Raw genomic sequence first — 19,557 nt, forward strand, 5'->3', positions numbered from 1 at the left:
AATAACTGCTCTCTCGCAGTTATTCGGCGGATTTGTTGAATCGGGGCGCAAATAACTGCTTTCTCGCAATTATTTGCTTGGAGGGCGATTTTGAACGCGATCCGGGGCGGAAAAAGCTGTGCGAAGGGCGGCTTGCTATGCGGAATCCGGTTGGCTGCGGGCGGCGCGGCATGAATAGGCGTGCTTACGCCATACTGCGCACTCGCCCGTACTCTGCGGCTGCGAAACGACGAACATCCGCGCTTTCACGACCGCGGTTCTGTGTCCGCCGGCTCCGCTTCGCCCAACGCACGCTTTCATCCGCTTCCTCCAGCAAACTTCGCCTTTGCCTTTGCCTCCTCGCCTCTACTCCGCTTTGCTAAACGCACGCCTCCGTTCGCTTCCTCTTCGCCTTACTCGCCTTACTCGACGCGCGCTTCCGCCCGCCCTCACTCCGCTTCGTTCAACGCGCGCAGCAGCGTATGCCGGTTCAGGCGCACGGTGTGCGCCTGGCGCATGCTGCGCATGAACAGCTCGTCGTCGATGCCGAGCTCGACGCGGCTGGCGGGGCCGCCGACGGCGACCAGCAGGCCGCGGATCTCGCCCTCGGACGGCACGTCTTCGAGCCAGCCGCGCAGCGTCTCGCCGTGGCGGTCGATCGCTTCCGGCCGGCCTGCCGGATAGCGGCCGTGCTCGACGGCGCCGTGGTACAGGCGCGCGATTTCGGCGCAGGCGGCGCCGACTTTGGCGCCATGCAGCAGCTGGCGGTTGCCCCGGCGCAAATATTCCATCTCCCAGTAATGGGACAGATGGTGTTCTCCGCCGGAAGCGGGGTACGATTGGCCGAGCAGCAGCATCGCCAGGCCCGATTCGATCAGCGCGCTGATCAGTGCGAGGATGCCTTCTTCGGTGCGTCTGCCGATTCCGGCCGAATGTTCGACCGTGACGTCGAGCGCATGCTTCGTCATCTCGTACACGCGCTCGTCGTACGCTTCGCCGGACAGCAGATGAGACACTTTCCAATCGAACAGCGACGTATATTTGCCGAGCATGTCGCCGAAACCGGCGGCGATCATCTGCTGCGGCGCTTCGCGCAAAATATCCAGATCGGCGTAGATCGCGATCGGCGCGCAGGCCTGCACCGTCTGCTTGACGCCGCGAATGATGATCGGCGCGCCCGCCGACGTGAATCCGTCCACCGAAGGGGCCGTCGGCACCGACACGAACGGCAGGTGTGTCCGATGCGCGGCAAAGCGCGTCACGTCGTGCAGCGTGCCGGAGCCGACAGCGATCAGCACATCCGCTGCGCCGGGCGGCACATGCAGCAGCAGCTGCACGATCGAACGCTCGTCCGCGAGGACGTCGCCCTGGTCGTCCGGCAGAATCACGCATACGTCCGGCTCGATTCCTTCTTCGCGAAGCGATTGTTCCAACCGCGAACCCGCTATCCGCTGCGTCGTGCCGTCCACGACCAGCACCGGCCGCTTGAGCCCTCTGCGCTTCAATTCGCCCGCCACCAAATCCAGGGCGCCGGCTTCGAGCACGATCGTATCCAGCACGCCCGACGTTCCTCCTATGACCGGAGCCAGCTCTTGCAGAATCGGCCGCCAATCCGTCGTTACCGTAGACATTGTCATTCCTCCTTCGATGTTTCGGGCGCTGCCCGATAAAAGGTACGTACAACTTGAGCAAAGCAATAGCAGATCCTGCTTTCGGACCGATTCTCGCGGCGCCTGCTTGCGGACTTCGCCATGTAAGCGTCTCCCAAGTATTCTTTCCCATCTTAGCATATGGACGAGCGAAGCGGCAAAATCGCGCGGAACCTTCGCTTTCGCCGTACCGACCGCGCTTACAAGCCTGACATCGCCGCGCAGCGGACATGCCGGGCTTGCTCGCCTTCTTCAACCGAACCCCAGTCCGAACGCTTAACGCCGGCATACCGATTTTTTTTCACGGACCAATCTCTTTTTTCAGCAACCGGTCCCTTGTGCATCGATTCGTTCCGTCGTCTACGCGCGCTCTCGCTCAGTAGCCGATTTTGATCGACTGTCCTTCGACCGCGATGCCCGGAGACAACTTCAGGCTCAGCCGCTGGTCTTCGGAGAACCCGATCGTCTCGCCGTCCAGCAGCGTCGCGCCGCAATCCACGATATAACCGGTAATATGAAAAGTCAGTTCAAAGACGTTGACGAGATCTTCGCTTGAACGCAGCACTTCGATCTCTTCGTGCCCGAAATTCCGCAGCCCGACCGTATAGGAAGACACGCCTTCGTCCTCTTCGTACAAGCCGACGAACACCCAGAGCTGCACGGGCAGCTCGCCTTCTTTGAGCAGCATTGCATTGCGCACATACGCTTCCGCGGGCATCACCATCGGCGACATGTACATGGCCAGCGCATGCTCCTGTTTCAACAAGCTGCACAGCACCTGAGTAAACAGCACATGCCCGCTCAGCGGATCGGTCACTCCCGACACTTCGACCGTCACATGCGCCCGGTACCCGTCGATCTGCTTCGCGGCTTCGGACCACAGCGGATTGACGTCGCAGCGTTCTTCCACTTCGCTCTCGGGCAGAGGCTCGGTCACCAGCTCGCACGATACGCGCAGGCCGTCGGCTTCGAACATCATCCGGTTCTGCTCGGGCAGCGAGTTGGCTTCGAGATCCCAGTCGTTTTTCATATTGCGAATAAAGCGCGGAAAGTCGCACTCGGGTTCGCGCAGCAGCACGAAAGCCCGCAGCGTGCGACCGGACTCGGCCGGCCGCTGCCGACGTTCCCTGCGGATCCGTTCTTCTCCGGGGCGTTCGAATAATTCCATTGCCAAATCTCCTTTTCGTCAGAATGTTATTGAACATATACGGAATGTATAAATATGTAGGTTCGAAACTATCATTACCCCAACAAGCGCAACATTTAGCCTTGAACCGCGTAACTCCTGCCGGAGACTCACGGATACGACGCCAAACCGGGTACAGGGGATCAGATGCCTGCCGCCCGAACACGGGTTCCACACGCCGGTTAATAACCAAAAGTCCAAGTCCCGGGGAAAAAAGAGCAAAAAAAATAAACGTTCCGACGGCTGCCTGAGCGGCGGTAGGAACGTTTCCCGGGTGCGGAAGATGGTCGATCCGGTAGGTACGGTAGAGGCGATGGGTACGATCTATACAAGCGATGTGCTCGATAGGATCACTCCGCTCAATAGCTCAATACGCTCGCTGCACTCGACCCGACCCAGACGCTCGATTAAGAGCGTACCGGCACGATCCGGTACGGCGCGGCTTCCCCGCTCGCTTCTCCCGACTGCTGCGGCTCGATCGTCCAGCCGATCGACAGGACCGGCTTCAGGCGATCGCGTTCATCCGGCGTCAGTTCCGAAGCGACGCCTTCGATCCCTTCGCTGCGTTCGACTTCGGCTTCGCGGCCGAAAACGATACGAATCCACGTGTTGATACCGCCGAGCGTGTTATATTTGATCCGGTACCCTTCGGTCACGGCCCGCTCGAACGCCTCCGGCTGTTCCGCCTGAAGCGTCAGCAGCGGCTCGAAGCTCGGAATCGCTTCGTCACGGGAAGCGGGCAGGTCTCCCTGCGCCGTGCGGTGCAAAATCTCTTCGTCCGTGAGTCCGAGCGAGCGCACGCTTTCCAGCACGATCGCGTCCCATTGGGACAGCTTGACGCGTTCGGTGTTGTCCGCCGCGTCCGCTGCGGCCGTCGTTTCGTTCGTCGCGGTCGTGTCAGTCGTCTTGTTCGCCGCGTTCGTCCCGGTCGCTTCGGTCGTTTCAGCCGTCTTGTTTTTCTCGTTGGTCTCGTTTTTTTCGGTCATCTGCGTGTTCCTCCCTGTGCGCGGGTCGGCTTCCGATCCGCCGTTTCCTCCCACTGTACCGCAATCCCGCGGCGCTTGTACAGCGTCCCGGAACGCATGCGGACGAGCATTGGTGTTATAATGGAACCCGCTTGTGTTAGGATACGCCAAATCGATAGAAAGAAGCTGAAGCTCCCCATGATTGCCCGGATTTTACTCGACGTCGTTCTGCCCGTGTTCGTGCTTATTATCGCCGGTTCGGTCATGCAGCGGCTGTTCCGGCTCGACCTGTATACGCTGTCCAAAATCAATTTCTATTACATAACGCCGGCCGTCGTGTTCATGAGCCTGTACCAGTCGAACATTTCGATCGAACTGCTCGGCGGCGTGGCGCTGTTCTACAGCCTGTACGTCGGCGTGCTGTATGTGCTGTCGTTCGCCCTTACCCGCTCGATGAAATATTCCGGCGGGATGCGGGCCGCTTTTACGAACAGCGTGCTGCTCGACAACTCCGGCAACTACGGCCTTCCGATCAATCAGCTCGTGTTCGCTGGCTCGCCGCTTGCCGCTTCGATCCAAGCATTGATCATGTCGTTTCAGAGCCTGCTGACGTTCACTTACGGCGTCCTCTCGATTCAGGGCGCCAAACTGAGCGGCAACTACCGCAGCGTCATTATCGGCTTCCTCAAGATGCCGGTGCCGTACGCGCTCGTGCTCGGCTTCGCGTTCCACGCGTTCGCCGTGCCGCTGCCGACGTTCGTGACGCAGCCGCTCGGCTACGTCCAGAACTCGATGGTCGCCATAGCGCTGCTGACGCTGGGCGCGCAGATCGTGAAATATCCGCTGCGGCTCGGGCGGTCTTCGATCTATTTCAGCATGATCCTGCGGCTGATCATTGCCCCTGTGATCGGCTACCTGCTTATTCTCGCGCTGGGCCTGCAGGGACTGCCCGCGCAGGCGCTGCTGATCGCTTCCGGCATGCCGACCGGCGTCAATTCCTCGATTCTGGCCGAAGAATACGACAACGAACCGGACTTCGCCGCCCAGACCGTGCTCGTCTCGACGCTGCTGAACATCGTGACGGTGACGATCCTGATCACGATCGCGCAGGGATTGTAGGCGCGGCTTCGGCTCTTGGGAAGGGGAGCCTGCCTTGGCGTGTTACCTCGCGCGTTCCCGTTCGCTGAGACATCGCTCACAGCACCGGCTCAGCCGGCAGGGGTATAATGGAGCCGTACGCTCCGACGCAAAAATCCCGCAGCGGAACCCGGAATTTATCCGGCGCTGCGGGATTTTTACGTACCTTCATGAACCTCTGCATGATTCTCGTCGGACGAATTGGACTTACGGGACGTATCGGACATATCGGACGTACCCGACGGAATAACAAGCCAACCGGTCCGACCGGCGTTCCGAACCTACATCCGGAACGCCGTCGTCTTGTCCAGCAGCCTTCCGGTCATGCGGTTCAGCTCTTCCGAAGACGTAGACAGTTCTTCCATGATCGCCGTCTCTTCATGGATCGAGCTGGCGATCCGCTTCGCTTCTTCCGCGAACAGCACCGCGCGGTCGCTGATCTCGCCCGCGTAGCGGTGCGCCTGATCGACGCGGCCGGTCTGCTGCGAGATCATCGTCTCGATGCCGCGGGCGGAAGACGCCATGCTTCCGACCGAACCGTCCAGCCGTTCGAGCTGCTCTTCGACGGCGCCGGTATGCTTCGATTCCCGGTTCACCCGTTCGCTCTGCTGCTCGATCAGCGTGACGGTGTCCCGCACCTGATCCTGAATGCGGCGAATACGCTCGCCGATCTGGCCGACCGAATCCGCGCTCTGCTCGGACAGCTTGCGGATCTCGTGCGCGACGACCGCGAAGCCCGAGCCGTGTTCGCCGGCGCGCGCCGCTTCGATCGAAGCGTTGAGAGCCAGCAGATGCGTCTGTTCGGCGATGTCGCGGATCGAACGGTTGATCACTTCGATGTCCGCCGCTTCGCGCTCCAAATGGCCGACCATTTCCTGCGACCGTACGCTTGACGCGGCCAGTTCGCCCATGCCTTCGCGCAGCGAGAAGAAAATCTCCCGCGTCGCGCGCACGGAATCTTCCATGCCGCCCGACAGCCCGATCATTTCTTCCGAACGGCTCTGCATGCCGCGGAACGCGCCCAGCATCTCGTCGGCGTTGCGGCGCGAACTCTCGGTCGACTGCTGCTGATGCTCGACGCCTTCATAGATCCGGTCGACGCCGCCGGAGATCTCTTCGATCTGTCCGGCCGCTTCCGTAATCGCGCCGCTCATCATGCGCACGTTCTCGGACGTCACGCCCGCGCCGGACGCGATATCTTCGACCATGTCGCGCAGGCTGCCGACCATTTGGCGAAACGCGTCATTGAGCACGGTAATTTCGTCCTGCGCGGTTCTCGACGGCACGTCGACCGCGAGATTGCCGCCGGACACTTCCTGCGCCGTCTGCGCCAGGCGCACGATCGGCTTGGTCAGCAGCCTGGAGACGAGCCAGCCCAGAATGCCGCTCCACATGACGCCCATCAGCAAAATGATCGTCATGTACAACCAATCCGCCATCGAGCCCGCCACATAATCTTTCAGGAAAAAAATACAAAAAGCGCTCGTTGCATAGGTCACCCCGGAAATCAGGATAAATCCGGCGACCAGTTTGGTACCCAAACTCAGTTTCATCTTGGTTCTCCCCCGCCTCTTCGATTCCGTGCCTTTCCGCCCGCGATAGCTGCGCGCGGCAGGCACGCTGCACCGACCCCACCGCCAAGCGCCGATTCCCCCCGGAAGCGGCACTTGGCGGGATACAGCCGCCTTTTCTTCTTCTATATCGTCTTTGCACAAGGCGCAATGAATAAAAGACGAAATTTACTAGACATGTCAGCTATCTACATGAGTCGATTATCCCATACGAGCCGGGCATATTGAACCCCTTTGCCAAAAGAAAAAGGTCCTTTCCCGAGGGAAGGACCTTTTGCATGTTTGCTTTTTCGTCCGCTTAGCGTTTGTCGTGCCAGAAATTGACGGGCGTCATGCCCGAGTCGATCACTTCGAACGTATATCCTTTGCTTTTGAGCGTCTTGAGCACTTCCGGAAGCACTTTGAGGGTCGCTGCCTGGTCGTGCATAAGGACGACGGGAACGGTGCCCTGCCGCTCCAGCGTGTTGATCTGGTCGAGCACGCTGCGAATGACGCGGGTATGGTCGGTCTTGTATTTCCAGTCTTCCGAATCGACGTTCCAATCCCACAGACGGAAACCGGCGGACAGCACTTTATCGCGGTAGGCTTGCTTGAAATACGGCTTGCTGCCGTACGGCGTGCGGATCAGCGACGATTTGACGCCGGCCGCTTTGTAGAGCGCGTCGTTGTCTTGCTTCATTTCCGCAAGCGCGGATTCCGGAGACGCATAGAACTTGTTCTTGACGTGCGTCATGCCGTGCAGGCCGGCCGCGCTGCCGGAAGCGATCAACCGTTTGACCGATTTCGGATACGAAGCGATGTTCGGTCCGAGCATGAAGAACGTTCCGCGAGCGTCGTATTGGGCCAAAATATCGAGCAGTTCGTTCGTATGGGCCGTAGGACCGTCGTCGAAAGTCAGGTAAATCGGCTTGGACGAGACCGGCTTGGACGTCTTAGGCTTGTCTTGCGCCTTGCCGGGTGCTTGACTCGGCTTTGTCTTCTGCTCGATGAAGCTTTGCAGGTTCAGCTTCTGCTTGCCGCTCGTAATACGGACAAGCGGCACGCTCGCGTCGTAAGCGATCGCGTAATTGAACGTTCCCTTGAACAGCGACACCGGAACCATCAGGCGTCCCGCGCTGACGTAGGTTTTGAGGGAAGACGTCTTGGCGCCGCTGACCGCCTGCTGCTTGCCCGGGACGATGACGATGCTGTGCTTGCTGCCGGACACGAGAACCTGTTCGGTCGTGCCGCCGACTTTGAGCTGCAGCTTCTGCGCCGTCTCCCGCAGCGGTACGTACACGGACCCCGCGTTCATCTCGGCTTTGATTCCCGTCAGTTCATCGTTGTAACCGAGCAGAATCTCGCGGGTGCCGGCCGCTTCGGTCTTCGGCGGCGCAGCCGCCAGCAGCAGCACGGCCACCAGGAACATCAGGCCGCCGGTTCTCAACATGCGCTGCCAATCGATCTTTTTCATTTCGCTTACCTCCGTTTTTTTCCGGCAGGACGATCTTTTCGCAAAAGCGGTCGTCTGGAAGGCCGGATTGTACGGAATCTTCATGCGGGTGCTTCGACTGCTTGTGCCCGGCTCCAACTCCTGTGTCCCAGTATAGAGAGGCGGACAAGGCTATGTCTTTACACTCCGGTTAAAATAGGTTACAGATTGTTTGAATTTTCGCGTTTTTTCGACTAATCACGTTTTTAGTAAAATGGTCCTACCTATTTATTTAACGAGCACGTCAATTTCCTATTCACTGCTGAAAACAAATTTCCGAAATATACTTTAGACACAAGTTAGACACTTGAGAAACGAACGACCCCGTCGCCTGTCGCTCCGCCACTTGACACACAATTCCGCGTTTTCCTTGCTTTCATTCTTTTCATTCCTCAAATCCATATGTAAAAAAAGATTTAAGGAAAAATTAATGAACTTTTTGTGAAAGTGTGATATTGTAAATTTACATTCATAGAAGAGGTGACTTCACATGCCAATGCAAAACCGAGTCCAAGAACTGAGAAACCTGCTGCCACAAGAACACAAGGGCATTTCGTCCTACGTCGAGCATGCTCTCATATCGATCGATCAACTCGTTGAACAACATCGCTGCGAGAACGCCGCGCTTGCCATTTACGGAGACCGCATCAACGGAAACGAAGAGCGCGTATATTTCGACACCATCTCGCAAATCAAGGCGGATCTGCTCGCTACGCTCGAAAAAACCGTACAAGATGCGCTGCACACCGGCGATAAGAACTGGAGCAAACATTACAAAGACGGAATCAAAGGCTGAGCCGTATGAAAAACGACAGGAGTCGTTTACCCGAAAAAGAGACCTGACTTCCAACGACGCGTTGGGAAGCCGGGTCTCTTTTGCATGTCCGGACCCGAAAATCGAAGCCCGGCAGCTCCGGGAACGATTCGGTTACGGCATATGTCAAAATCTTAAGAATTTTTCTGAAATACGGTCGGGCTGCGCTCAGACGATGTCCAGCGGAACTTTGCGCCCCGGAGCAGGGAAAGCCTGCTCCAACTGCGCCAGGTCTTCGTCGCTCAAGTGCAGCCGCGCGGCCGCCGCATTTTCGAGCACATGCCCGGGACTCGACGCTTTGGGGATAGCTAGCGCGTCGCCGCTTCGGATGACCCAGGCCAGCAGCACCTGGGCCGGCGTCGCGTCCAGCCGCTTCGCTACCCGGCGCACTTCGGGACTGTCCATCAGTTCGCGGCGAAGCGATCCGCCCTGCGCGAGCGGGCAGTAAGCCATGATCGGCATGCCGACGCGGCGCTTCCACGGCAGCAGATCGTGCTCGATGCCGCGCGAACCGAGATGATACAGCACTTGGTTGATCTCGCAGCCGCGGCCTTCGGGCGCCGTCCACAGCTCTTCCATATCCGCCGTATCGAGATTCGAGACGCCCCAACGTACAATTTTGCCGCTTTGCTTCAGCTTCTCCATCGCTTCGGCCGTCTCGGCTAGCGGCACGCGGCCGCGCCAATGCAGCAGGTACAGGTCGAGCCGATCCGTCTCAAGGCGCCGAAGGCTGTTCTCGCACGCTTCGACGAGCTTCGCGCTTCCGGCATGGCTCGGCAGCGCTTTGCTGACGAGAAAAGCTTCGTCGCGCCGCCCGCGGAGCGCCCGGGCCACGACGCGTTCCGCGCCGCCGCTGCCGTACATCTCCGCCGTGTCGATCACGGTCATGCCCAGATCGAGGCCGAGGCGCAGCGCGTCGGCTTCCCGCTCCGCTTCCTGCTTGGCCTCGCCCATGTACCAGGTGCCCTGCCCGATCGCCGGCAGCGGCGTGCCGTCCGCAAGCTTGATCGTCCGCTGTTCAAGTGCCGCGCGGATCTCGTCCGTGTTCCGTTTATCCATTGTGATCCTCCTTCGCGTTCCCTGTATGGATGCTGCGGGAACCTGTCTGTACTCTATAAACAACTATCATAAACAACTATCGGCAAATTAAAACGGGGAGCCTTCAGGCTCCCCGTTCGGTCAGTTCTGCGGCGTCGCTGGCAAACGGAGCCGGTTCGCTCGCGAACAGCACGCCCGGCGGAAGCGGACGGCTGAAATAATAGCCCTGGAATTCCAGGCATCGCTGATCGGTCAAAATGTCCAACTGCCCTTCCGTCTCGATACCTTCGGCGATGACGTCCATGCCGAGGCTGTAGGCCATGGCGATGATCGTCTTGACGATCGCCTGTTCGCTGCCGCTTTCTTCGAGCCGCATGACGAACGATCGGTCGATCTTCAGACGGCTGATCGGCAGCACGCTCAAATAGCTGAGCGAGCTGTAGCCGGTGCCGAAATCGTCGAGGCTCAGCCGGATGCCCAGGCTGTTCAGCCGTTTCATGATCTCGATCGAAGCCGAAGCGTCCATCATCATGCTCTCCGTGATCTCAAGCTCCAGATATTTCGGTTCCAGCCCGGTCTCGACGAGAATGCGCTCGACCTCGAACTCCAGATCCGGCTGGTGGAACTGCTGCGTCGACAAATTGACCGAGATCGGCACTTTCGGACGCCCTTCGTCGTGCCAGCTTTTGGCCTGCCGGCACGCTTCGCGCAGCACCCAGCTGCCGATCTCGACGATCAGGCCCGTCTCTTCGGCGATCGGCACGAACCGGCCCGGCGGAATCATGCCGCGTACCGGATGATGCCAGCGCAGCAGCGCCTCCATGCCGATCAGTTCGCGGCCCGGCATGCGGTACTGCGGCTGGTAATGCACTTCGAGCTCGCCGCGTTCGATCGCTTTGCGCAGATCCGTCTCGATCTCGATCTTGAACAGCAGCTCTTCGTCCAGGTCGGCGGAATAGAAACGGTAGCCGTTCTTGCCTTCGCGCTTCACTTCGTACATCGCGGAGTCGGCGTTCTTGATCAGTTCCTCGCGGCTCTCCCCGTGCTCCGGGTACATGGCGATCCCGATACTTGCGCTGACGTAAAAATCGTTATCCTTGAGCGTGTAAGGCACCTGAATCACCGAGACGATCCGCTGCGCCAGCTGCGCGATCTCGTCGATCGACGCAAACGAATGGCAGATCAGCGCGAACTCGTCGCCGCCCATCCGCGACAGCGTCGCTTTGGCCGGATCGATAACTTCGCAGATGCGCTGTCCGACTTTCTGGAGAAAAGCGTCGCCGTACGCATGGCCGAGCGAATCGTTGATCATCTTGAAGCGGTCGATATCGAGCACCATGACGGCCAGGCGGCCTTTGCCCTGCTGCAATTCGATCCGCTCCTGCACGATCGTATTGAACTGCCGGCGGTTCGGCAGATTGGTCAGCTCGTCGTGGTAGGCCAGGTGTTCGACTTTGGCCTGCGTCAGCTTCTGCTCGGTAATGTCGCGCACGATCAAGTGGGTACCAGTCACTTCCCCGTCGACGCTCACCGGCACGCCGACGACGCCCAGATGGATCGCCTGCCCGTTCGGATGCACGATCTGCGTCTCGTAGGCGAGCGATTCCATCAGCATCGATTCCTGGTGGTGTTGTTTCGCTTTTCTATATGTGTCCGGATGGAAAAACTGCTGAAGCACCGTGATCGGACGACCGATGTAGTCGCCTCTTTGCGAGCCGGTCATGTTCAAAATGGCGGGATTCATATCGGTCACGATGCCCCGCATGTCGATCGAGATGATGCCGTCGGTGTTGTTCTCGTACAGCGCGCGGTACCATTTCTCCTGGCTGCGGATCATTTTGTCCTTCTGGTTCAACCGGCCGTTGATAAACGCGCCGTAAATCGTAAAGCCGATCAGCAGCATGCTGCTCAGCGCAATGATCAGGGCCAGACTCTGCATGTCGACCTGGTCTCCGCCCATCGCGACCGGATTGTGTTCGTGGATATGGAAGTTCGCGGCCGCCATGCCCGTATAGTGCATACCGGCGATCGCCACGCCCATAATAAGCGCGCTGCTGATTTTGTGGAGCAGCACGCTGCCTTCTTCCCGAAGCTTGCGCATCAGCGCAAGCGCCGCGATGGAGGCGGTCAGCGCGATCACGACGGACAGCGCGACCAGCCACGGATTGTAGGTGATCTTCATCGCCATCGCGGACATGCCCACGTAATGCATGTCGACCACGCCGGAAGCGAGCAGCAGCCCGCCGAGCAGCAGCGAACGCCACGTGAGCGTCTTGCGCGTGACGGTCCACAGCGCGATGAACGAGACGAGGATCGGCACGATCATCGACAAGATGACGATCGGAATATTGTAAGTCATCTTCATCGGCAGCTGCAGGGCGAGCATGCCGACAAAGTGCATCGACCAGATGCCGAGCCCCATCGACACGGCGCCGCCGGCCAGCCAAAATACGCGCAGCCTGCCGTGCGCCAGATGGATTCTGCCCGCCAGATTGAGCGCCGAATAAGACGCGAGAACCGAAATGATGCAGGAGACAAGGACCAGACCCGGGTTATAAGTACCCTGTACGATTTCCATGCGCTCCTCCTTTCCAACCTTTAATTTTGCAAGTTTTGATTTTGAACGAATGTTCACCTAAGGGGTATATCGGCAGAACGAGACTTTTTGTGCAGCAAACGCCGCAAAACGCCGCCGCGCGGGGCGACGCGTCTTCATTCGCCGCGTTCGTCTTCCAGATAGAACCGCAGTTCGGTATAAATCTCGACGATTTCCCGCATCGGCATGCGCACGAGACCGCTGGATGAAGGCGCGACGAAGTCGATGACGCCGTCCACTTCGGATTCCTTCTGGAAACCCCAAGCGGCTTTTTTGCGGCCCGTAAATTCCGTATAGACGCCTTTGCCCACGTAGCAGGCGACGCTCGGCAGATAGCGAGCCAGCTTTGTCCGCAAAATCTCGCGCCCTGCCCGGTATTCCTCGCGGGCGATGTCTTCGACGCCCCGGGTAGGCCGGGCGACGATATTCGTGAAGCCGTAGCCGAGCTTCAGCAGGTCTCCGTCTTCCCAGGGCGCATAGCGGCGGGAAGTCAGTCCCGAAGCTTCGAGGATCCGCCAAAAATTGTTGCGCGGATTCGCGTAATGGTGTCCGGTCTCGCCGGAGCGAAGACTCGGATTGAAGCCGACGAACAGAACGGACAAGCCGTCGTCCAGATGGTCGTTGATGTCCGGCATGAGAAGCGCACGCTCCTTGTCTTTGTTGGAAAAATAATGGGCCGACCTTCTTATTCGGACCTTTGATGGTCGAAAGTGAGGCTATCGGAAGTCCCGACGGTTGGGCAGCGGAAGTCAAACGTGCCAAGGAAGCGAGCGATCGGCCCGCTTCCTTGGTACGCATGCCGAAGCCTGCCGGTTCACTTTACAATCCGCATTTTTAGCGGTACCGTTAAGGGATGAATCCTTTTCTTCATTCGCTTACTTTTTCGCTACCCATTTATCATACAAGGAGTGGATCGCATGTACCAGCCGCACCCCATTTCCCATGAGTCCGACGCCGGGTCCGAAGCTTCTTCGGGCCGCGTGCTTGTCGTGACCGCGGTCGACGCCGAACGCGAAGCGGTGCTTGCCGGTCTTGGCGGCGACGACCGTTTCGACGTCGTCGCCGCCGGCGTCGGCGTCGCCGCGGCGGCGGCCGGCACGGCTATCGCGCTGTCGCGCGGCCGCTATGCGCGCGTCGTGAGCGCGGGCATCGCCGGCGGATTCGCCGGCCGGGCGGCGATCGGATCGATCGTCGTCGCAAGCGCGATGGCCGCTGCCGACCTCGGATCGGACAGCCCGGACGGCTTCCTGTCCGTGGACGCGCTCGGGTTCGGCTCGGCCGTCATCGCGGCCGATGCCGAGCGCTCGGCCGCCCTGCTCGGCGCGCTCGGCGAGGCCGGATTGGCCGCGTGCCTCGGCCCGGTGCTGACGGTGTCCACGACGACCGGCACGCTGGCAGGCGCGCAATCTTTGGCTGCGCGCGTGCCCGGCGCGGCGGCCGAAGGCATGGAAGGCTTCGGCGTCGCGGAAGCCGCCCGGCAGTTCGGCCTGCCCGCGCTGGAAGTCCGCGCGATCTCGAACGCGGTCGGCCCGCGCGATCGCGGTGCCTGGAAGATCGGCGAAGCGCTGGGCGCGCTTCGCACCGCAAGCTCACTATTCCCGGAGGTGTTTTTCGCTTGAAGATCGCATTTTCCCCTTGTCCCAACGATACGTTCGTGTTCCATGCCTTGACGCACGGCCTGGTAGAAGGCGCGCCGGAACTCGAAGTCACTTATGCCGATATCGATATTACGAATAATTGGGCCGCCGCCGGCGAAGGTCCGGAAGTCATGAAGATTTCCTACGCCGCGCTTCCGTGGGTGCTGCAGGATTACGCCCTGATTCCGTGCGGCGGAGCGCTCGGCCGCGGCTGCGGCCCGCTCGTGCTGACGAAGGAAGCCGGGGAGCCGGCAGCCCTTGCCGGCAAACGCATCGCCGTGCCGAGCGAACGCTCGACCGCGTATTTGCTGTTCCGTCTCTGGGCGGCGCAGGCGATTCCCGGCGGGATCGGCGAAGTGGTCGTCATGCCGTTCGACAAGATCATGCCGGCCGTACAGAGCGGCGAGATCGACGCGGGGCTCGTGATCCACGAAGCGCGCTTCACGTACGGGAACTACGGCCTGCACAAGCTGGCCGACATGGGCGACTGGTGGGAAAGCGACACCGGCCTGCCGATTCCGCTCGGCGCGATCATCGCCAAGCGCGGCAGCGTCGATGCCGGCGCCGTCGCCGCATGGGTCCGGTCTTCGGTGCAGTACGCCTGGGCGCATCCCGAAGCTTCCCGCGACTACGTGCTTGAACACGCGCAGGAGATGGATTCGGATGTCGCCGACTCGCATATCGACCTGTACGTTAACGAGTTCACGGCAGACCTCGGCGAAGACGGCTACGCCGCGATCCGCTCCCTGCTGACCCGGGCCGCCCGCGAAGGACTGGTCCCGGCTTTCGACGAACGGCTGCTGTATCCCGCCTGACCGGAACGGTTTTCGGAACACTTTTCCAAAAAGCCTTCGGCTCAACGGCCCGCAGCATCACTTCGGCTGTCGCCGCAAGAACAGTATCGCTGTCCGCACACGAAAACCCCCGATTCTCCTGCGGAGAACCGGGGGTTTTCGTGTGCGGCTTGAGGCCGACTCAGCGGTACAGTTCCGGACGGCGGTCGTCGAAGACCGGAATATGCCCTCTCGTCTCCGCCACGGCTGCCGTATCGATCTCGCCGCTCAAAAGTTCGTCTTTTTCCCCGGCTTCGGCCGTAATTTCTCCCCAGGGATCTATAATCATCGAATGGCCGGCAAAATCGTGGTCCGGGTCGCTTCCGCTGCGGTTGCAGGCGACGACCCAACACTGGTTCTCGATCGCCCGGGCCATCAGCAGCGCGCGCCAGTGGTCCAGCCGCTCGATCGGCCATTCCGCCACGACGAACAGCACCTGCGCCCCGTCGCTCATATGCGCGCGAATCCATTCGGGAAACCGGATATCGTAACATACGACGCCCGCGCTCGGAATGCCGTCCAGCTCGAACAATCCTTTTTCCGCACCGGTCTGCAGATGCAGATGCTCGTCCATCAATTGGAACAGATGCGCTTTGTCGTATTCCACGCACAGGCTTCCTTCGCGGTCGTAGATCAGCAGCGTATTGAACACGCCCTGCGCCGTGCGCTTGGCCGTCGAGCCGCCCACCAGATGGACGCCGTGCTTGCGGGCCGTTTCCGCGAGGAACGTTTTGGCGCGCCGCGCTTCGTCTTCCGCGATTTCGTCCAGCCGCGTCAGATCGTATCCGATCGTCCACAGTTCGGGCAGCACGATCAGATCCGGCTTCTCTTCCATCGCACGCTCGATCCGTCGTTCGACCTCTGCATAATTGCGCTCCGGGTCGCCGTACGCGATGTCGTACTGAATGCAAGTTATTTTCCATTTCACCATGATGTGGCCTCCTGTTCCCAGCCGCATGCCGTTTCCGCGGCTTGACGTTCCCTTTAAGCCTATAGGTCGAACCGTTCGATTGCAAACGCTCCCACCGTTGACACTCCCGTACGGGCATGCGATAATGCAAAAATATGCACCTTTCATAGCATCAACCGAACATCTTATCAAGAGCAGGCGGAGGGACCAGCCCGATGAAGCCCGGCAACCGACCCCATCAGGGGCACGGTGCTAATTCTTGCACGTTTGTCGTCACGCCCCGCCCCTGCGGAGCGCAGCCAAGCGGAGAGATAAGAAGAGACTTCCGCTTATTCGAGCCTCTTCCTCTCTTACGGGAAGAGGCTTTTTCGCGTCTCTTCGATTCGCCCGACTGCCCATCGTCTCGCCGCTTGTCATAAGTCCGGTACCTGCCGGTTCTTATACCGGCGATCTTTCGCGCCGCATATCGCGGAGGAGACGCCGGCCGGACGCGGTCACGCATCCGGAACACGCCCCGTCGTCCAAGTCCCGCGCCGGCAGCCGTCCGGATCGGCATGCTGCATGATCGATCCCGGCTGCAAAATACGCATGATTCCATCCTCAAATGCAATCATCCGGACCGCCGGCGCTTCAGGAACGGAAGTCCGTCGAACGACCAAGCTTTCCCGGCTTGATCGTTCGGCGGGCTTTTTTCCGTGTCCGTTTTCTTGCACTTTTTTGCTCTTTTTCGCGCGCACTTTTGAAATCTGGAATTCTTTTCCTTGTTTTGCCCATAAGAGGGTTCTTCGGTTTTCACGGGGTTTATGTATAAAATAAGACCTTTTCTCCGCAGTTCGATTCCTTCGTGCGCCGTCGTTCGCCCGCCTGTTCCTTGATCCTATTCGATACGGAGGCGATTTCCATGAAATTCGGTACGCAAGCGAAACTACGCGTCGGTTCCTCCTTCGCCGCCCTGCTGTTGGCCGCCGGTTCCTTAGGTTCGGCCGTGTCCGCCGCTTCTCCGACCGCCGCCGCTTCGCAGGAAGCTCAGACCGCGCTGCGCGTCAGCGTGACCGATGCCGTAACCGGCCGCCCGCTGCAGGACGTCGTCCTTACGCTGTATTGGGCCGACACGGCTTCGAACCGCGCGAACGGGCGCACGCCCGGGCAGGCGGTCGCGGGAACGGCATCCGCTTCGACCTCGGCGGACGCCGGACTGTCCGAACGGTGGATCGAACCGGGCGACTACGCGATCGTCGGCGAGAAAGCCGGCTATCTGCCGTTCGACAGCCGAACGGCCAAACCGGCCTCTTCGGCGAACGCGCGGCAGACAGACGGCACGGCGGTACGCGCGGCCGGCTCCGGACCGATCGCGTACGCTTTCGCGCTGACGCCGGCGCGGCATACGTATCCCGCCTATATGAACGGCTATACGGACGGAACGTTCCGGCCCGAACAAAATCTGATCCGCGCCGAACTGGCCGTCATCTTGCAGCGGACGATGAGCGCGGAAACTTCTCCTTCCGGCGCCGATTTTCGCGATATCGCGCCGGATAAATGGCTGACCGCCGGCGTATCGCTGGCCGCGGCCAAAGGCTGGATGCAGGGCACGGGCGGCGCGCGCTTCGAACCCGAACGCGACGTGACCCGGGCGGAAATGGCCCAGATTCTGGCCAACGTCTACGCCTGGCCAACGACCGGACCGGAGTCGGCGTTCGGCGATACGCGGGGACACTGGGCGTCCGCCGCTATTGCCGCCGCAGCCGCGAACGGCGCGATGGACGGTTACCCGGACGGCAATTTCCGTCCGGACCGTCCGGTCACGCGAGCCGAGACGGCCGCGCTGCTCAACCGGCTGATCGAGCGTCCCGCGGACGCCGGTCTGCCGATGACGTGGAGCGACGTCCCGTCGTCGTATTGGGCTTACGGCGACGTCATGGCCGCGTCGCTCGACCACACGCCGAGCAAGGCGCGCTGAGCGTCGGGCGTTGGCGGGATAGCGATAGGGCCGCGGAGCGCGGCGCGGCGTAATAAAGCACGAATCGCGGGGCTGATCGAAGAACGGATCGAAGCACGGACCGAAGAATGACGAAAAACCGCTGTTCCCCCGGCAGATGCCGTGGGAAAAAGCGGTTTTTCGCGTGCGCGGATACGTACGGGCGGTTCCGATTCAATCGGGTTCCGACCGGTTCAGACTTCCCCGGCCATCTCGCGCTGGAACCGGGCGATCGCTTCGTAATCGTCTTTGAGGCTGCGCGAGACGGAGATGAAGATCGGCAGCAGATGCTTGTAGACGGCGGCGTTCTCTTCGATCGGCTCGTGCCGGTGCGTGCCGCCGATCATGCCTTCGACGACGTCGAGCGAATCGACGCGGCCGAGCGCGTACAGCCCGAGCACCGCCGCGCCGAGGCAGGAGCTCTCGAAGCTTTCCGGCACGACGACTTCCTGATCGAAAATATCCGCCATCATCTGGCGCCACAGCGGCGAGCGGGCAAATCCGCCGGTCGCATGGATCTTCTGCGGACGGCCGATCTGTTCTTCCATCGCGAGCATGACCGTGTACAGGTTGAAAATGACGCCTTCCAGCACGGAGCGGATCATATGCTCTTTGCGATGATTCATCGTCAGGCCGAAAAACGATCCCCGCGCATCGGGATTCCACAGCGGCGCGCGTTCTCCGGTCAGGTACGGATGGAACAGCAGTCCTTCGCTGCCCGGGCGCACCTGTTCGGCGATCCGGGTCAACACTTCGTACGGATCGATGCCGAGCCGTTTGGCCGTCTCGACTTCCGAAGCCGCGAATTCGTCGCGCACCCAGCGAAACAGCATCCCGCCGTTGTTGACCGGTCCTCCGATCACCCAAAGCCCGTCCGCCAGCGCGTAACAGAAAAAGCGTCCTTTGGGATCGGTCAGCGGACGGTCCACGACGGTGCGGATCGCCCCGCTCGTTCCGATCGTCGCCGCGACGACGCCCAGGCGGATCGCTCCGACGCCGAGGTTGGACAGCACGCCGTCGCTTGCGCCCACGACAAACGGCGTATCGACCGCCAGACCCAGTTCGCTGGCCGCCGCCGGCTGCAGGCCGTGCATGACATGGGTCGTCGGCACGAGCCGGGACAGCCGCTCCGGCGTGACGCCGGCCACTTCCAGCGCTTCCTTGTCCCAATCGAGCAGTTCCAGATTGAACAATCCGGTCGCGGACGCGATCGAATGGTCGATGACGTAGTCGCCGAACAGCTTGAAGAAGACGTATTCCTTGATCGACACGAAGCGGGCGGAACGGTCGAACCAATCGGTCTGGTCGTGCCGCAGCCAGAGCAGCTTCGCAAGCGGCGACATCGGATGGATCGGCGTGCCGGTCCGGGCGTAGATGCCGTCTCCGTTCAGTTCGGTCTTCAGCTTCTTCGTCCAGGCGGCGCTGCGGTTGTCCGCCCACGTCAGGCAGCGGGTCACCGGAACGCCGTTTGCGTCGACGCCGATCAGGCTGTGCATGGCAGAGCTGAACGACAGCAGCAGAATCTGCTCCGGCCGCGCCTGCGCTTTGCGTACCGCGCCTCCGATCGACGAGAGGACGGCCCGGTAGATCTCGTCCGGGTCCTGCTCCGCCACCGAAGGTGACGGCGTATGCAGCGGGTACCCGACGTTCTCCTGCGCGACCACTTTGCCTGTCTCTGTAAAAACGACCGCTTTCGTGCTGGTCGTGCCGATATCGACGCCGATCATCATTTTTTCGTGCGTGCCGTGCGTACTGTTCTCATCCATGCCGGGGGACCTTCCTTCCGGGTGCGCAGA

The 19,557-nt window shown here is 60.6% G+C and carries 15 protein-coding genes and 1 riboswitch; of the genes, 5 read left to right on the forward strand and 10 right to left on the reverse strand.

Going from position 1 to position 19,557, the window contains the following annotated elements:
• Nucleotides 1-428: 428 nt before the first annotated feature.
• The 3 genes from FTE24_RS15910 to FTE24_RS15920 all read right to left on the reverse strand — a co-directional run bounded on the left by FTE24_RS15910 (nucleotide 429) and on the right by FTE24_RS15920 (nucleotide 3,800).
• On the reverse strand, nucleotides 429-1,610 hold the full coding sequence (locus FTE24_RS15910) for a sn-glycerol-1-phosphate dehydrogenase (RefSeq protein WP_150232029.1): 1,182 nt from the start codon (nucleotides 1,608-1,610) through the stop codon (nucleotides 429-431).
• A 394-nt stretch (nucleotides 1,611-2,004) separates the two neighbouring features.
• Complete coding sequence (locus FTE24_RS15915) at nucleotides 2,005-2,796, reverse strand: DUF4261 domain-containing protein (RefSeq protein ID WP_150232031.1); 792 nt, start codon at nucleotides 2,794-2,796, stop codon at nucleotides 2,005-2,007.
• 425 nt (nucleotides 2,797-3,221) lie between these two features.
• The gene (locus FTE24_RS15920) at nucleotides 3,222-3,800 is read right to left on the reverse strand and encodes a hypothetical protein (RefSeq protein WP_237401787.1); all 579 of its coding nucleotides are present in this window, start codon (nucleotides 3,798-3,800) and stop codon (nucleotides 3,222-3,224) included.
• A 177-nt stretch (nucleotides 3,801-3,977) separates the two neighbouring features.
• Between FTE24_RS15920 and FTE24_RS15925 the strand changes: the two genes are divergently transcribed.
• Nucleotides 3,978-4,898: an AEC family transporter gene (locus FTE24_RS15925; RefSeq protein ID WP_150232034.1), complete on the forward strand. Its 921-nt coding sequence runs from the start codon at nucleotides 3,978-3,980 to the stop codon at nucleotides 4,896-4,898.
• 299 nt (nucleotides 4,899-5,197) lie between these two features.
• Here the strand turns inward: FTE24_RS15925 and FTE24_RS15930 are convergent, their stop codons facing one another.
• Nucleotides 5,198-6,469: a methyl-accepting chemotaxis protein gene (locus FTE24_RS15930; protein ID WP_150232036.1), complete on the reverse strand. Its 1,272-nt coding sequence runs from the start codon at nucleotides 6,467-6,469 to the stop codon at nucleotides 5,198-5,200.
• Nucleotides 6,470-6,785: 316 nt separating this feature from the next.
• Entirely contained in the window at nucleotides 6,786-7,940 is a 1,155-nt protein-coding gene (locus tag FTE24_RS15935; RefSeq protein WP_237401788.1) for a polysaccharide deacetylase, read from the reverse strand.
• Between the two features lie 508 nt (nucleotides 7,941-8,448).
• Here FTE24_RS15935 and FTE24_RS15940 point away from each other — a divergent pair.
• Entirely contained in the window at nucleotides 8,449-8,754 is a 306-nt protein-coding gene (locus FTE24_RS15940) for a hypothetical protein (RefSeq protein ID WP_141448679.1), read from the forward strand.
• A 186-nt stretch (nucleotides 8,755-8,940) separates the two neighbouring features.
• On the opposite strand, the gene FTE24_RS15945 is transcribed toward FTE24_RS15940, so the two are convergent.
• The 3 genes from FTE24_RS15945 to FTE24_RS15955 form a co-directional block, all read right to left on the reverse strand.
• Nucleotides 8,941-9,831, reverse strand: a complete 891-nt coding sequence (locus FTE24_RS15945; RefSeq protein WP_150232038.1) for an aldo/keto reductase — start codon at nucleotides 9,829-9,831, stop codon at nucleotides 8,941-8,943.
• A gap of 103 nt (nucleotides 9,832-9,934) precedes the next feature.
• Nucleotides 9,935-12,388, reverse strand: a complete 2,454-nt coding sequence (locus FTE24_RS15950) for an EAL domain-containing protein (RefSeq protein WP_150232040.1) — start codon at nucleotides 12,386-12,388, stop codon at nucleotides 9,935-9,937.
• 134 nt (nucleotides 12,389-12,522) lie between these two features.
• Entirely contained in the window at nucleotides 12,523-13,041 is a 519-nt protein-coding gene (locus FTE24_RS15955) for a mismatch-specific DNA-glycosylase (RefSeq protein ID WP_150232042.1), read from the reverse strand.
• A gap of 282 nt (nucleotides 13,042-13,323) precedes the next feature.
• Here FTE24_RS15955 and FTE24_RS15960 point away from each other — a divergent pair, with 282 nt between their 5' ends.
• Nucleotides 13,324-14,025, forward strand: a complete 702-nt coding sequence (locus tag FTE24_RS15960; RefSeq protein WP_150232045.1) for a futalosine hydrolase — start codon at nucleotides 13,324-13,326, stop codon at nucleotides 14,023-14,025.
• Nucleotides 14,022-14,858: a 1,4-dihydroxy-6-naphthoate synthase gene (locus tag FTE24_RS15965; RefSeq protein ID WP_150232047.1), complete on the forward strand. Its 837-nt coding sequence runs from the start codon at nucleotides 14,022-14,024 to the stop codon at nucleotides 14,856-14,858. The genes FTE24_RS15960 and FTE24_RS15965 overlap by 4 nt, the downstream gene beginning before the upstream one ends.
• 160 nt (nucleotides 14,859-15,018) lie before the next feature.
• On the opposite strand, the gene FTE24_RS15970 is transcribed toward FTE24_RS15965, so the two are convergent.
• Entirely contained in the window at nucleotides 15,019-15,804 is a 786-nt protein-coding gene (locus FTE24_RS15970; RefSeq protein WP_141450490.1) for a carbon-nitrogen family hydrolase, read from the reverse strand.
• Nucleotides 15,805-15,968: 164 nt separating this feature from the next.
• A riboswitch (SAM riboswitch) is annotated at nucleotides 15,969-16,104 on the forward strand.
• 583 nt (nucleotides 16,105-16,687) lie between these two features.
• Between FTE24_RS15970 and FTE24_RS15975 the strand changes: the two genes are divergently transcribed.
• Entirely contained in the window at nucleotides 16,688-17,743 is a 1,056-nt protein-coding gene (locus tag FTE24_RS15975) for an S-layer homology domain-containing protein (protein ID WP_150232048.1), read from the forward strand.
• Between the two features lie 212 nt (nucleotides 17,744-17,955).
• On the opposite strand, the gene gntK is transcribed toward FTE24_RS15975, so the two are convergent.
• The gene (gene gntK, locus FTE24_RS15980; protein WP_150232050.1) at nucleotides 17,956-19,527 is read right to left on the reverse strand and encodes a gluconokinase; all 1,572 of its coding nucleotides are present in this window, start codon (nucleotides 19,525-19,527) and stop codon (nucleotides 17,956-17,958) included.
• Nucleotides 19,528-19,557: the final 30 nt, after the last annotated feature.

It is taken from the genome of Saccharibacillus sp. WB 17, assembly GCF_008634075.2.
GTDB lineage: Bacteria > Bacillota > Bacilli > Paenibacillales > Paenibacillaceae > Saccharibacillus > Saccharibacillus brassicae.

What these genes read in the sequence shown, in the direction of transcription:
- FTE24_RS15955 (WP_150232042.1), bottom strand. Translation starts at nt 13,041, where the DNA reads ATGCCGGACATCAACGACCATCTGGACGACGGCTTGTCCGTTCTGTTC.
- FTE24_RS15925 (WP_150232034.1), top strand. Translation starts at nt 3,978, where the DNA reads ATGATTGCCCGGATTTTACTCGACGTCGTTCTGCCCGTGTTCGTGCTT.
- FTE24_RS15920 (WP_237401787.1), bottom strand. Translation starts at nt 3,800, where the DNA reads ATGACCGAAAAAAACGAGACCAACGAGAAAAACAAGACGGCTGAAACG.
- FTE24_RS15950 (WP_150232040.1), bottom strand. Translation starts at nt 12,388, where the DNA reads ATGGAAATCGTACAGGGTACTTATAACCCGGGTCTGGTCCTTGTCTCC.
- FTE24_RS15915 (WP_150232031.1), bottom strand. Translation starts at nt 2,796, where the DNA reads ATGGAATTATTCGAACGCCCCGGAGAAGAACGGATCCGCAGGGAACGT.
- FTE24_RS15975 (WP_150232048.1), top strand. Translation starts at nt 16,688, where the DNA reads ATGAAATTCGGTACGCAAGCGAAACTACGCGTCGGTTCCTCCTTCGCC.
- gntK (WP_150232050.1), bottom strand. Translation starts at nt 19,527, where the DNA reads ATGGATGAGAACAGTACGCACGGCACGCACGAAAAAATGATGATCGGC.
- FTE24_RS15930 (WP_150232036.1), bottom strand. Translation starts at nt 6,469, where the DNA reads ATGAAACTGAGTTTGGGTACCAAACTGGTCGCCGGATTTATCCTGATT.
- FTE24_RS15945 (WP_150232038.1), bottom strand. Translation starts at nt 9,831, where the DNA reads ATGGATAAACGGAACACGGACGAGATCCGCGCGGCACTTGAACAGCGG.
- FTE24_RS15935 (WP_237401788.1), bottom strand. Translation starts at nt 7,940, where the DNA reads ATGAAAAAGATCGATTGGCAGCGCATGTTGAGAACCGGCGGCCTGATG.
- FTE24_RS15910 (WP_150232029.1), bottom strand. Translation starts at nt 1,610, where the DNA reads ATGTCTACGGTAACGACGGATTGGCGGCCGATTCTGCAAGAGCTGGCT.
- FTE24_RS15940 (WP_141448679.1), top strand. Translation starts at nt 8,449, where the DNA reads ATGCCAATGCAAAACCGAGTCCAAGAACTGAGAAACCTGCTGCCACAA.
- FTE24_RS15960 (WP_150232045.1), top strand. Translation starts at nt 13,324, where the DNA reads ATGTACCAGCCGCACCCCATTTCCCATGAGTCCGACGCCGGGTCCGAA.